This window comes from Limnothrix redekei LRLZ20PSL1 (assembly GCF_043235035.1).
Taxonomy (GTDB): Bacteria; Cyanobacteriota; Cyanobacteriia; order CACIAM-69d; family CACIAM-69d; genus CACIAM-69d.
Map to the genome: position 1 here is coordinate 1 of NZ_JAZAQF010000069.1, position 13,130 is coordinate 13,130.

Annotated in this window: 10 protein-coding genes and 1 pseudogene; 5 read left to right on the forward strand and 6 right to left on the reverse strand. The window is 52.8% G+C overall.

The genetic code is table 11. The features are described from left to right. Window positions 1-104 (forward strand): annotated as a pseudogene (locus VPK24_RS11220) (IS5/IS1182 family transposase); the annotation flags it as partial. A gap of 8 nt (window positions 105-112) precedes the next feature. Here the strand turns inward: VPK24_RS11220 and VPK24_RS11225 are convergent. The 5 genes from VPK24_RS11225 to VPK24_RS11245 form a co-directional block, all read right to left on the reverse strand. Continuing rightward, window positions 113-466 carry a hypothetical protein gene (locus VPK24_RS11225; protein ID WP_393013284.1) on the reverse strand — a complete coding sequence of 118 codons (354 nt, stop codon included), beginning with the start codon at window positions 464-466 and terminating at the stop codon, window positions 113-115. A gap of 5 nt (window positions 467-471) precedes the next feature. Then, complete coding sequence (locus tag VPK24_RS11230; protein ID WP_393013286.1) at window positions 472-1,764, reverse strand: AAA family ATPase; 1,293 nt, start codon at window positions 1,762-1,764, stop codon at window positions 472-474. Window positions 1,765-1,816: 52 nt separating this feature from the next. Next, window positions 1,817-2,413: a Uma2 family endonuclease gene (locus VPK24_RS11235; protein ID WP_393013289.1), complete on the reverse strand. Its 597-nt coding sequence runs from the start codon at window positions 2,411-2,413 to the stop codon at window positions 1,817-1,819. Window positions 2,414-2,480: 67 nt separating this feature from the next. Further along, the gene (locus tag VPK24_RS11240; protein WP_393013292.1) at window positions 2,481-3,818 is read right to left on the reverse strand and encodes a TldD/PmbA family protein; all 1,338 of its coding nucleotides are present in this window, start codon (window positions 3,816-3,818) and stop codon (window positions 2,481-2,483) included. Between the two features lie 3 nt (window positions 3,819-3,821). Further along, window positions 3,822-5,291 (reverse strand): TldD/PmbA family protein, encoded by a 1,470-nt coding sequence (locus VPK24_RS11245; RefSeq protein ID WP_190531816.1) that lies wholly within the window; start codon window positions 5,289-5,291, stop codon window positions 3,822-3,824. 446 nt (window positions 5,292-5,737) lie between these two features. Here VPK24_RS11245 and VPK24_RS11250 point away from each other — a divergent pair, with 446 nt between their 5' ends. Both VPK24_RS11250 and VPK24_RS11255 read left to right on the forward strand, forming a co-directional pair. After that, window positions 5,738-6,235: a DUF427 domain-containing protein gene (locus tag VPK24_RS11250; protein WP_393013295.1), complete on the forward strand. Its 498-nt coding sequence runs from the start codon at window positions 5,738-5,740 to the stop codon at window positions 6,233-6,235. A 1,848-nt stretch (window positions 6,236-8,083) separates the two neighbouring features. Next, window positions 8,084-9,607, forward strand: a complete 1,524-nt coding sequence (locus VPK24_RS11255) for a hypothetical protein (RefSeq protein WP_393013298.1) — start codon at window positions 8,084-8,086, stop codon at window positions 9,605-9,607. Here the strand turns inward: VPK24_RS11255 and VPK24_RS11260 are convergent. Further along, window positions 9,604-9,972: an EamA family transporter gene (locus VPK24_RS11260; protein WP_393013301.1), complete on the reverse strand. Its 369-nt coding sequence runs from the start codon at window positions 9,970-9,972 to the stop codon at window positions 9,604-9,606. The two genes, VPK24_RS11255 and VPK24_RS11260, sit on opposite strands and share 4 nt — an antisense overlap. A 206-nt stretch (window positions 9,973-10,178) precedes the next feature. Here VPK24_RS11260 and VPK24_RS11265 point away from each other — a divergent pair, with 206 nt between their 5' ends. Both VPK24_RS11265 and VPK24_RS11270 read left to right on the forward strand, forming a co-directional pair. Continuing rightward, window positions 10,179-12,062 carry a transglycosylase domain-containing protein gene (locus VPK24_RS11265; protein ID WP_449283922.1) on the forward strand — a complete coding sequence of 628 codons (1,884 nt, stop codon included), beginning with the start codon at window positions 10,179-10,181 and terminating at the stop codon, window positions 12,060-12,062. Window positions 12,063-12,376: 314 nt separating this feature from the next. Further along, complete coding sequence (locus tag VPK24_RS11270; RefSeq protein ID WP_393013304.1) at window positions 12,377-13,000, forward strand: hypothetical protein; 624 nt, start codon at window positions 12,377-12,379, stop codon at window positions 12,998-13,000. Window positions 13,001-13,130: the final 130 nt, after the last annotated feature.

Sequence of the window (13,130 nt, forward strand, 5' to 3'; positions counted from 1 at the left end):
GATTGAGCAAGGACTATGAGTTGTATTCGGAGACGAGTGAAGGGATGATCTATGGCTGCTTAATGCATTTGATGGTGAGAAGATTGGCTGCTCTAGATGCTTAATAATTGATTTATAAATCAGCTCTAAGAGGACATCGATTACAAGCAATCATACAAATGATGTCTGAGTTTCTTGACGAGCTACAAACTCCCGAAATATATCCCATTGTGGATTCAATTTGCTTGACCGCATGTTTAACGTCGTTTCCTTTAAATTCAACATAGATCAGCTTATTATTGGGCAAGGTCACTAGTTGATCGCAGCGAATACCTTCCCTGATGACACACCCATCAATATCAATAACCTTAATCAGAAGCTGTCTGGGGTTCTTTAAGGTTAGCTTTGCTTTGCTGTTTTTGGATTTGGGGTCACTCAGAGAAATGGTTTTCCCTTCATATTCTCGAGTACATTTTGGAAAATCCATGATCCCTACTCAATATCCAGTAGTTGATCAAACTGAATGGCTAGCTCCTCAGAAATTGAGTCAATGATTTGAGCATCAATTAACTGAGTTTCTGGATCAATAATATTGCGAGCTTTGCCATCAACGACATGATAGGCAGCAACATCATCAGGATCAAGAATCTGAGAGGCTGGTATAACTTTGAGAACTTGGTCATGATGCCCATCCTTGCTCAAAATTCCCGCCTGAATCAAGTTGTTAAATGAAGTCAGGATATAAGGACTGTGGGTTGTCAGAAAAAATCTGAATTGATTGGACTTGGCATTGTAAGCAGTGACAATGAAATTTACTATGTCTCGCTGAGCGCTTGGAAACAGATGCGCTTCAGGTTCTTCAATATAAATTGAAAAACCTAATGAAGTAGTTGTTGTACTACTAAAAGCAGGAGAAAATAACAAGCTCTCTAAAATCAAGATCAAAGGCAGAGTTTCTTGCTGACCTGAGGAAGAATGGGATAATTTCACAGCCCTTCCATCTGAAGACTCAATATAATCCTTGCCTTGATGGCGTATATATTCACCTGACAAAATTCGAGATTTCAAATAAGCGAATTCCAAAAACAAAGCATCAGTGTCTCGGTCTTCAAACTCATGACCTGATTTGACAGCGAAATTTCTTGCCTGTTCATAGTATCGCCCAAATTGTACAAGAAGAGGATCAATTGTTAGATCTTTAGACAGAAAACTGAAAATATTGTTGTCATAGATTGCAAACAGTGAACGACCCGCAGGAATAAATAGCTGATCAAATGCCGCCTCTGTGTTTAGCTTTTCCGAAGTCTTTGTTAGAAATTCAATTTGAGCTTGAGGATAAACGCCTAGTCCTGACTCTCTGATGACTTTCCAAAAAGAAGGAGAGTCTTCAACTTCGCCGATGATATTTTTTGCCTCAGATAGTGCCTTTCTATAAAAGTCTGAATAAGCTAAATCCAGTTTAGAAACACGTCTTCCAATAAATTTTCGATTAATTGTAATGTATTCACTGTTTAGTGAATACTGAATGGCGAATTCTAATTTTCCCCAAGACCCCAAGGGAAAATATTGCTCAAATAAACCTTTCATTTTTCTGTCGAATTTTGGCTTTGATTCTAGATTAAAGCCGGCAAGAAAGATTTCTTGAATAAAGCTTCGGAAATAGAACAGTAATTTGGCAATAATGCTCTTTCCGCTAGCTTGTGGGCCAATCAAAAGATTGATTTTTTTTGGAATAATTTCAATATCTTGTAAGCCAGCGAAGCCTTGAATGATTAACTTTTCCATAATTAATGACTCATTATATTGAATGGATTCAAATCAGTTTAGTGAATGATTGTCACAGAAACTGGACTTCTTCGTAAATCATTCCTAGAGAAGCGGTCAGATCCAGCGATTCGAGGTGAATTGAGATCGCCCCCCAATCGGCTTCCGGGTCTGGGTCAACGGCGGGATAGGAAGTCAGAACCCATTGGTTTAGCGGATTTCGAGCATAGCGATCGACGCTGATTTGGGTGGCATCAATTAATAGATATTCCTGCAATGAGGGTAGCCGCCGATAGGCTTTGAACTTGTCGCCGCGATCGAACCCGGCCGTGCTGGGAGATAGCACTTCAATAATTAGCTTGGGATGGCTAATCAGGCTGGTGGCCTGGCGATCGCGCTGATCGCAAGTGACAACCCCATCGGGATAAAAATAGGGGCCCGCCGCGCTGATTTGCACCTTGGCATCGGCCATGTAGGTGTGGCAACCCGTGCCCCGCAACTGCCCCCGCAACCAACTGGCAATGTTGAGGGCGATCGCATTGTGGGCCAAAGTTCCGCCCACCATGGCGTAGGCGGCCCCGTGAAAATATTCATGGCGCACCGACTGCTCGGCTTCCCAGGCCAAGTAGTCGGTGGGACTCATGAGCAATCGATCGAAATTAGCAACCATGGCGATCGCCAGGAGATGGGGATCCGGTTGGGAGCAACAGGCGGCACTCCCAACCGATTGCCTGATGTTAGTCGCCCGTAATCGACAGTTCCGCCACCCAAATTCGGGGGCAAGTGCCGCCGGGGAGCACCTCGGCCTCGGGTTCCACACAGATGATCGACTTCAGCAGGTCGTGGATGTCGCCCGCGATCGTGGCGGACTCGATGCTGACCCGATCGCCCCGTTTCACCATCCAGCCATCAAAGGGCAGCGAGAACGATCCCTCCAGGGCGTTCACCCCCGCGTGCAGCGCGGTCACATCGTCCACCAAGATCACCTGCTCGGCATCGGCCAAGCGCAGGTCACCCGGTTGGTTCGAGAACACGTGCCAGTAGCCGGGGCTGACCGTCACCTTTGCGCCCATGTTGGCGTGGCCCGTGGGTTGTGCGCCCAGGCGTTTGGCGGTTCCGGCGCTGTGCAGGAAGTTGGTCAGTTGCCCATCGGTGATCAGCGGGATGCGGCGGGTGGGTGTGCCTTCGCCGTCAAACCAGCTTGCGCCAATGTTGCCGGGGTGGTGTTCGTCGTCCGCCAGCGACAGGATCGACGCGGCCAGGGTTTGCCCCAGCGAATCCGGCGTGGAAAGGCTTTGTTTATCCAAAATGCTCTGGGCGTTGAACAGATTGGAAAAGGCTCCCAGCAAGCTGAGGAAAGCTTCTGGCGAAAAGACGATCGGATATTTGCCCGACTGAATTTTGTCGTAGTTCAGGTGGCTGAGGGTTTTTTCGGTGGTTTCTTGCAGGCAGCCTTCTAGGTCGAGGCTGTCGAAGCTGCGGGCCATGCGGAATGCGCCGCCGCTCCGGGGTTTGCGCCCTTCCTGCTCGGTTTTGGCGTAGAGATACATGGAGGCGATCGAGCGGGCCTCGTGCCGCAGGGCCCCTTCGCTGTTCAGATAAAACCGCTCCGTGTCGCTTTGGGAGAGGCCGTTGTAGGGCACGGAGGTGATTGCCGGGTGGGCATCCAGCAGCCGTTTTTCGGCATCGGCTAGGGCTGTGATCAGGGTGTTGATCGGGGCGGGCGGGGCCATGTCGCTGGTGTTGCCATCGATCGGCTGGGTGGCTTCGGGACTGAAGTCCGGCACGTTGTCCGTGGCTCCGAAGGCGCTGGCCTCACTGGCGGTGCGCAGGGCCAGCTCCAGCCCGGCCCGATCGATGTCGGTGGTGGAGGTGATGCCCACGCGCCCGTCTTGGCTCCAAACCCGCACGGTCACGCCCGATCGCTGGGAGGCTTTCACCTGTTCCGGCTCGCCGTCGCGCACTTTGACGCTGGTTTCATCGACGGATGATCCATACAAATCAAATTGTTTGATGCCCAAATTGGTTGCCAAATCGCGGGCATCCGTTGCCAATTGTTCAATTGAAATTGCCACGACTTAGCGACCTCCCACGGTAATTGCATCCACTTTGATGTGGGGTTGACCCACGGTGACATAGACACTGCCACTGACCGATCCACAGAACCCCGGCGAGAGGGCCAAATCATTGGAGGACATGGAAATTTTCTGCATGATTTCCACGGCTTCCCCAATCAAGGTTGCGCCCTTCAAGGGTTTGGTGAGCTGCCCATTTTCAATTAGGTAAGCTTCATCCACACCGAAGTTAAATTGACCGGTGGGGCCGACACTGCCGCCGCCCATCCGCTTGCAATAAATGCCGCGATCGATCGAGCCAAACAACTGATCGATCGAGAATTCGCCCGGGGCAATGTAGGTGTTCCGCATCCGTGAGGCGGCGGCGAAGGTGTAGCCCTGACGGCGGCCGCTGCCGGTGCGGGGATGGCCTGTTTTCACAAAGCCCGCGCGATCGGAAATGAAGTTTTTCAGAATGCCATTTTCAATCAGCAAGGTGCGCTGCACCGGCATTCCTTCATCGTCCATATCCAAAGTGCCGAAGGCGTTGTCACTCAAGCCTTCATCCCAAGCGGTCAAATTTTCATGGGCGATTTTTTCGCCTTTCTTGTCCCAAAATGGTGTGGTTTTGCGTTCCACTTGGGTGGTTTCCAGCAGGTGGCCGCAGGCTTCGTGGAAGATCACGCCGCCAAAGGCATTGGCCATCACCACAGGATAGTTACCCGATTCCACATAGTCGGCGTAGAGCATTTTGCCCGCCGATTCAGCAATGCCACTGGTGAAGGTTTCGTAGTCCCAATCTCGCAAGAATTGGGGATTGCTGGCATCGCCGGCCCGCTGACCAATGGACGATCGATTGGCCCCATCGGCACAGAGCAGGCTCGACCCCACCGATTGGGTCAGGCGAATGTCGTGGGCAAACACGCCATCACTGGCGGCTACCAACACTTCTTGCCAGTCGCGAAAATAGCTCGATCGCCGCGATTGCACATGGCTGCCTTGCTTGGCCAGCGCATCGTTGGCCGCCAACAGCACCTCGCCCATTTCCTTCATGGAACTGCATTGACCCAACCAAGCATCCTTGCCCTTGGTGGCCACGTAGTCCCGCAGGGGTTCTAGGTTCACTTCGGGGATGTAGGCATTGGGGCCCGGCAGGCTCAACCCCAGGATTGCCAGGGCTTTTTCCAGAGCCGATCGCAACCCGGCAAAGGTCAGATCATTGGTGCTGACGTAGCAGTCGGCATGGCCGCGAAACACGCGCACCCCCGCGCCGGTGGCCAGTCGGGGGGCAATGCTGGTGATGGCATCGTCTTCGGCCAGGCAGTTGATGTAGTTGCTGCGTTCCAGGAAAAATTCCACAAAATCGGCTCCGGCGGCGCGCCCCCAACCCAGCAAGGTCGAAAGGGGCGATCGCCAGCTTTCATCGAAGCGATCGACCGTGGGCAGGTAACGCAACTCGGGCACATCCCGAGACAGCAGCAAAGTTGGAGCCATGTAATGATTCCTCAAACGGTGCGAAGGGCAGCAAACAGAATTAGGGGTTGCTCAAGGGGGCTAGGGTCTGTCGTCATTTCTCGATGTGAGGCTGAAACCGTTGATCTTTCATGCCCCCCAATTGTTGTAACAAGATGCTCAAGCCCCTTGCTCCCCACGAGCCGCTAGTTGTAACAAGATGCTCAAGCCCCTTGCTCCCCACGATCTGCTAACGGCAGATCCGAGGTTTCGGGCGAAACGACGACAGTTCCTAACCCCAGGAAACCGCTGACAATCTTTTGCTGGGGCTTGGGTTTTAAGAAACGTTAAGCCCCGGTTCTCAGTCTAGCAAAGCGATGTCGTAGCAGTGTTTGGGCTGGGGGTGGTTGCACTCAGGTCATTCCCAGTGACTTTCAAAGGATTCAGCGGCAAAATTCAACAAAACGGTTCAACTGGGGTTTTGAGTGATGGCATATCCCGATCGAATGGTTCCCGGCCCTGGTCAAGAATCCGTGTGGGACTACCCCCGGCCGCCACGCTGGGAAGATTCCAGTAAGCAAATTCGGGTGGAGTTCAATGGCGTGGTGATTGCCGAAACCCATCAAGCGAAACGGGTTTTGGAAACTAGCCATCCGCCGGTTTATTACATTCCCCCTGAGGATTTGCGGCAGGAATATTTTGAGCTGATTGCCCGATCGACCTTTTGCGAGTGGAAAGGGGTCGCCCGGTATTACAGCATCCAAGTGGGCGATCGCCGGGCCGAGGCCGCCGCTTGGTTCTATCCCGCGCCGACTCCCGCCTTTGCCGAGATCCAAAACTACGTGGCGATTTACCCGAGCTATGTGGATGCTTGCTATGTGGATGGCGAGCAAGTGCAGGCCCAACCTGGTGATTTTTATGGCGGCTGGATCACGTCCGAGATTGTCGGCCCTTTTAAAGGATCGCCCGGCACTTGGGGATGGTAAGGATGCCAGAGCGGGCGGGCAGCTCATTCCGTTTATCCCGTTCATGAAGCGTGAAATTCGTAACGATTTCCGAAGTGCTTTTTAATACAAACACTGCTTGCCAAGAAATGAGTTATGAATGCTGAATCGCGCAGTTCAAAGCTCCAAAAGATTGACTGGTAAGATTTTTTGCGTCTGAGCCTGTGCGATCGCCCCCAGAATCTATACGGAGAACAGCAGTAGGCTTTGCCGGGGACTCTCAAAAAAATTGAGTAATCTCCGTAAATTCTCGGAAAAAAGTTGCTATACTCAAACCCAAGGCAAAACACTAACTCAAACTTCTTGCAAGTTCCTTGGGAAGTTGCTGAATGAGGGTTTAGGGTCAATTGCCTCAATGCCGTTGCCATTCCCCAAAAGGGGTGGGCGTTTTGAGTTGAAGTGTGGGGTCATCGTCAGCAACGCCCTTGCGGAATTGCGGTTTAGCCGGCCAGTTCTTGAGTTCAAAATCTTGGGTTCATAAGATCTTGGGTTCATAAGGTTCTGCGTCCTCAACCAGCCTCCGCAAATGAGCCGTTGATCACGATGGTCGCCAAGGCTCTCCCACTCATCAGGTTCGCTCAGGCGACTTTTGCATCTACACAGTCTCCGCCAAAGTTCGGGTTCATTCCCTTCTTCTGCATCTGCCAAGCTGTATCTGCCTGGAGTTGGCCTGCCCGATCGAACCGTGAATGCAGGCCCGACTCCTCCATTAATTGCGATCGATTGTTCAGGCGATCGCAAGCTCTGATTCTGCCTCTCAATCGGGGTGCATCGTGCATCTACCGCATCTCACTTTGTCTGCCATCTGAGGAACTGGCCCCGCGATCAACCTCGATCGACCCTCAACTGTTGACCGTCAGGGTGCATAACAGGGCGATCGGGTGCTTCGTTCAAGGGGCCTCAGTCCCAGCTAAATCATGGCTCAGTCAGCGTTCTGATTGCATTCAAAGCCATTAAGACCCAGGAAATCGGAGTGAAATCTTAGGCACATTCACCCGCTTTTTCGGGATCCGTGGCTTGACCCAGGGAAGCAAATCGCCATCGAGTTTTACTCGGTGGCGTTTTTTTTCGAGTTGCGATTGGTGAAGGGACAGAACTCGCGCTACAGTGACGGGAACTCACGGACTTAGGAAATGTCTAAACGACCGATCCTAAGCCCGTAATTGCGCAAGTAACCAACTCAGACAAGGGATGTAGATCCCTGGCTTTGTTGTGCCTATGGTTCAAAAATTCATATCTGACACTGTTCAAACCTTCTCTAAAAATTAGACAATTCTGAGACTCAATAACTCAGCTCAAGAATCAATGTTGACAATCCTAAATTCTTGGTTAATCACTCTCAAAAAATGCCTTCAATTGTTCTCGATTTTGCAAAACTGGGTCAATCAAGCCCACTTCATGGGGATTTCTTCAGTCAACCTCTTGATTTATGGAATGGCTGGCCTACCCGTTGTACTGCTGTTGCATTGGCTAGCCAAATATGTCGTCAATATTCCCTTTTTTGATGGTTGGATGATCGGAGTTTATTTTCATGCTTGGAAGCATGGGAATATAACGCTTGAAAGTTTGTTTGCTCAACACAATGAAAGTCGCAAATTTTTTCCACGCCTAATACTTGTTGGATTAGCAGAATTAACTCACTGGAACGCTGCTTACGAAGTGGGCCTAACGATCACGCTTCTATTACTCATTTTGTTGGGTATTCATCGCCTGCTCAGATTTTCAATTCCTAATGAACCAAGACTCATCGCTGTTGCCACCGCAGTAATTGCCGCAATTCTTTGTAGTCCATTGCAGTATGAAAATTTGCTGTGGGGTTTGCAATACATCATGTTTGTGACACCTGCTTGCTTGGTGGGCATGTTGTTGTTGATGCGGGGCGATCGACCCCGATGGCAAATTTTTCTGATTATGGTGAGTTTGGCGTGGTTTGCTACCTTCACATTTGCCAATGGCATGACCTTTTGGTTAATTTCTTTAATTCCGATCGGTTTTAGAATTTGGCAACAACCTAATCGCAAGGTATGGGCCTTTCTTTTGGGTTGGCTGGCCTGCTTTTCTGGGACGTTGATTTTTTATTTTCATGGCTATGTGAAGCCACCCGATTCGCCAAGTTTGTTGTCGGGCTTAGAAAATCCATTCAAGTTGGTGCAATATTTTTTGGGTTTTCTGGGTGCGCCCTTGAGCTTTTCTGATCAGCAATTGGCTCAGGTCTTGGGAGCCTTTGCCCTGATCGCTTTTGTGGGGGGCGTGGCTGTTTATGCTTGGAGTGCTTGGCAACGATTTCAGAAATCAGGCGATCGCCCAAATTTCTACAGCACCTTGATGGCCATGATCCCTTGGCTATCTTTGGGCAGCTATAGCCTTTTGAGCGGAACTATTACGTCATTGGGGCGAGTGGGATTTGGAATTGAGCAGGCATTTTCTCCGCGCTATATTACGGTTTCTAGTTATTTGTGGGTTGCTATTACTGGGTTGATTGTCACTAGTCTGAGTCAAAGTGATTTATACGCTCTGAAGCCTGCGCAAGGGATTGCTGCTGAAGCCGATCCAACAATCACCTCTGGAATGAGTTCTAGAGCTAGTTTCAACAGTCTGAAAATTAACCAATTTTGGCGCTGGCTCTCTTGGGGAGCTGCCTTTTTGCTAGGGGTGTGGCTGATTTTGGAATCGAATAGCTACCGCGCTGGTTTGGGAGGAATGCAAATCTTGAATCGACAATTACGGTTGGGTAAAGCCTGTATCACTTTATTTCCCGTTGTTTATGATGCATTCGGTTTGCAGCAGATTCACCCGGATTTGCAATTTTTGAGGCAATATTTGCGACCGCTGAATGATTTGGGGGTGATTAATCCTCCTTTGATCGAAGCGCCCAATTTGGCAGCTTTTGGCTCCCGGGATTTGGCGGGTGTGGCTGAAGGACAGTGGGATAGCTGGACTTGGCAATCAAAGGTGGTTTTGAAGGATCAACAACGCCCCGTGAGTCATCCTGAATTGCCCCATTGGGTGGCGAAGGGGTGGGCGATTTTGCGGCGATCGGGGCGATCGGCCGATGTGGTGATTCTGGCGGCGCGGGATCCCAAAACTCAGGTCGATCGCCCGATCGCCCTCGCTTGGGTAACGGAATCGCGGCCAGATGTGGCCCGCAAGCTTGGGGCTGATTTTCGGGTTTCGGGTTGGCAAGCGGCTTTCACGCCGGAGGAATTGCCAGCGGAGCCAACGGAGTTGAGTGCTTGGGCCTTTGATACCAATCAGGCGCGGGCCTATCGCTTGCCCAATCAGTTTTGGTGGCCGGGTCGGGGAGCCGTCGAGACCCCAGGATCCAAAACCCAAAAGGCTCAAGCTGTTCCCTAGGACTGAGAGGCCACCAGAACCACCCCGGTCATAATCAGTCCAACGCCGATGAGTCGGGCGATCGGGAGGGATTCCCCAAAGGCCACCACCCCGATCAGCACCGTGAACACGTAGATCAGGGAAACGGAAGGGGCGGCAATGCTGAGCTTAACCCGGGTCAACAGCAGGATATAGGCGATCGCCCCGAGGCCATAGGCCGTCAGCCCCGCCACCAGTTCCCAAGTGGTGATCATGGACAGCAAGTGACTGAGCCAGTTGTCGCCGGTCACTTTGCCCAAGCGCAGGGCCCCTGCTTTTAGCAAAAATTGCCCCACCACGCTGGCCACAATTGACCCCAACAGCAAACCCAATTCCTGAATCGTCACTGACTGCGCTCCTGGCCCTGCAGGGCTGAGATCTTAACTTGACCCATAAATTCAAATGCTAGGATACGGTGCAATTCCATCGATCGCGATCGGTTAGGAGCCTGCTTTCGCCTGTGCCTTCCAACGTTTCACACAAGCCTTCTCCCCGTCGTCCCCGATCGGGAGTTCGCCCCTTGCCCCGATCAACACCCGCCCCATCTCCCCCGATCGAGCCTCCCAGCCCGGGCCTGTGGCGTTTGGTCGTTGGAGCGGGGCAAATTACCGGCGGCACCCTATTGACCGTCACCATGCTGGGCAGCGCCGCCGTGGCCGGAGCCTTGGTGGGTTTGGCCGTTAGCTTCCGCAACCTACCGGACGTGCGGATTCTGCAAACCTACACCCCCAGCGAAACCAGCTATATCTACGACATCAAAGGGCGTGTGCTGGCCAGCTTGCACGACGAAGCTAACCGGGTCGTTGTCCCCCTGAATCAAATCTCGCCCCACCTCAAGCGAGCCGTCATCGCGATCGAAGACAGCAGCTTCTATCAGCACCCTGGCATCAACCCCGGCAGCATCATGCGGGCCCTGGTCACCAACCTGGAGCGAGGGCGCACCTCCGAAGGTGGCTCCACCCTGACCATGCAGTTGGTCAAAAACCTGTTTCTGTCACCCCAGCGCCGAATTAGCCGGAAGGTGGCCGAGGCGGTTTTGTCGCTGCGCTTGGAACAAATCCTGAAAAAGGACGAAATTCTAGAGCTATATCTCAATCAAGTCTATTGGGGCCACAATAACTACGGCATTGAAACCGCCTCCCGCAGCTACTTTGGCAAGGCGGCCGCTGATTTGAACCTGGCTGAGAGCGCCATGCTGGCGGGCCTGATCCAAGCTCCCGAGGATTACAGTCCGTTTCTGAACTTCGAGCGAGCGAAGCAACGTCAGGCGATCGTGCTGGGGCGAATGCTGGACTTGGGCTGGATCACGCCCGCCGAAGAATTGGCCGCCCGCAATCAACCCTTGAATTTAGGTAAAAGCACTTCCTTCCAGTCCAGCAAGCTGCCCTACGTAACCGAGGCGGTGACCCAAGAACTGAAGAAGCGCTTCCGGCGTGAAGATCTGTTCAAGGGGGGAATGCGGATTCAAACCACCGTGGACTTTGATTTTCAGACCATGGCTGAGGCCACCGTCAGCGCGGCCCACGCTCGGATGCGATCGCGCGGGTTGCGAGCGGATCAAGTGGCCCTGGTGGCGGTGGATCCGCGCACTCACTTTGTCAAGGCCATGGTGGGCGGTGTGGACTATCGCAAGAGCCAGTTCAATCGGGCCATTCAGGCCATGCGCCAACCAGGATCCGCCTTCAAGCCCTTTGTGTATTACGCGGCCTTTGCCACCGGCCGCTACACGCCCAATTCCGCCGTGAATGACACACCCGTCAGCTACAACGATGGGGGCGTGATGTATCGGCCCAAAAACTACGGGGGCGGTTTTTCCGGCTCGGTTTCGATTCGGCGGGCCTTGGAAATTTCGTTGAATATTCCTGTGGTGCGCCTGGGCCAGGAAGTGGGGCTGAACAAGGTGATTGAAACCTGTCGGCTGTTGGGTTTCCAAAGCCCGCTGGAGCCGGTGCTGTCCTTGCCGTTGGGGTCGGAGGACGTGACCCCATTGGAAATGGCGGGAGCCTATGCCACGTTTGCCAATAATGGCTGGCATTCGGACACCACGTTTATTGTGCAGGTGACTGACAGCAGCGGGAAAGTGCTCTTAGACAACACGCCCCGGCCGCAACTGGTGCTGGATCCTTGGGCGACGGCAACCCTCACGGATACGCTGCGGGGGGTGATTACCAACGGCACGGCTAAGACGGCCAATATTGGCCGGCCAGCGGCGGGCAAAACGGGCACAACGGACTCAGAGCGGGATATTTGGTTTGTGGGCTATGTGCCGCAACTGTCGGTGGCGGTTTGGGCGGGGAATGACAATTACCGCCCGATCGGCTACGGGGCCACGGGGGGCAGCTATGTGGCTCCCATCTGGCGGGAGTTTATGCTGAAGGCGCTGCAAGGCGTGCCGGCGGAAGATTTTCGGAAGCCTTGGGAGTTCCAAAAACCCTAGAATCTCTCGGATTCAGGATCTCTCGGATTAGGATCTTGAAGGCTAATTAACGATCTTCGATCGGGTCTTCAAAACCCTGATTCCGCCTTGGCGAGAGGATGGGCCCAAGGGTCTTCATCGGCCTCATTGAGGTTTGAGCTTGATTCTGGTTTGAGCTTGATTCTGGTTTGAGCTTGATTCTGGTTTGAAGTTTGATTCTGGTTTGAAGTTTGATTCTGGTTTGAGTTTGATTGAATTCAGATGCCGCTTGATGCTGCATTGAGACAACCTTGTGGTGGGTATTCGATTTTTTTCGATTTTTGAGGAGTAAAGCGATGGTACGGCGTTTTCTGGGGCGATCGGGCATGGGAGCGATCGGGGCGGTGGCCCTTCTGTATGGCGGTGTTTTGGGCTTAGGTCAGCCCGTGACGGCGGAAACGGCCCCGCCTCGGCCACCGGCTGCTGGCCAATGCCAGTGCGCTTGTCCCTGTGCCGCTGGTCAACAGCCCGCCAGCCCGCCAGCCCGTCCCCAAACCCCCACCCCCGCACCGGCCCGCGCCGTGCCCAACAGCCCCAACACGCGTGCCGAAGCGAACCGGCTGCCCTTACCAGCTCGTTTTCCATTGCCCGCCTCGCGCTTGGCCCTCAAGGATGGCAAGGTGACTGTGCGGTTAGTGAATTTCACCAATGCCAAGGTGGCCTTTGAGGTGATTGGCGTAACGGGCGATCGCCTGTTGACCGGTCAGCTAGACTCTCCCGATCGCGCCACCAGCGTTTTGGAGATGTTGCCCACCCCGAGCAATTTGGTGTTGTATCGGGCCGATCGCGGTTTTCTGTTGGCCCGCCCCACCGTGACCCCCCAAGGCGATCTGGAACTGGTGTTAACCGCCACCGACAATATTGATCACGATGTGAACTACGTGAACGTGACCGAACAGGGCGAAGTGTATTTGTACTAAACGGGCAGCGGCCCATGGGTTTGACCATTGGCCTTGACCGGCGGACTAGACGAACTAAATCACTGAGTTGGTTGAGTCCATCGGCTGGGTCAATGGTTGAGTACATGGGCTGGGTCAATGGTTGAATGCA

Excerpts from the sequence above, each read along its gene's own strand:
- VPK24_RS11230 (WP_393013286.1), bottom strand. The coding sequence starts at position 1,764 with ATGGAAAAGTTAATCATTCAAGGCTTCGCTGGCTTACAAGATATTGAA.
- VPK24_RS11250 (WP_393013295.1), top strand. The coding sequence starts at position 5,738 with ATGGCATATCCCGATCGAATGGTTCCCGGCCCTGGTCAAGAATCCGTG.
- VPK24_RS11235 (WP_393013289.1), bottom strand. The coding sequence starts at position 2,413 with ATGGTTGCTAATTTCGATCGATTGCTCATGAGTCCCACCGACTACTTG.
- VPK24_RS11245 (WP_190531816.1), bottom strand. The coding sequence starts at position 5,291 with ATGGCTCCAACTTTGCTGCTGTCTCGGGATGTGCCCGAGTTGCGTTAC.
- VPK24_RS11225 (WP_393013284.1), bottom strand. The coding sequence starts at position 466 with ATGGATTTTCCAAAATGTACTCGAGAATATGAAGGGAAAACCATTTCT.
- VPK24_RS11270 (WP_393013304.1), top strand. The coding sequence starts at position 12,377 with ATGGTACGGCGTTTTCTGGGGCGATCGGGCATGGGAGCGATCGGGGCG.
- VPK24_RS11255 (WP_393013298.1), top strand. The coding sequence starts at position 8,084 with ATGTTTGTGACACCTGCTTGCTTGGTGGGCATGTTGTTGTTGATGCGG.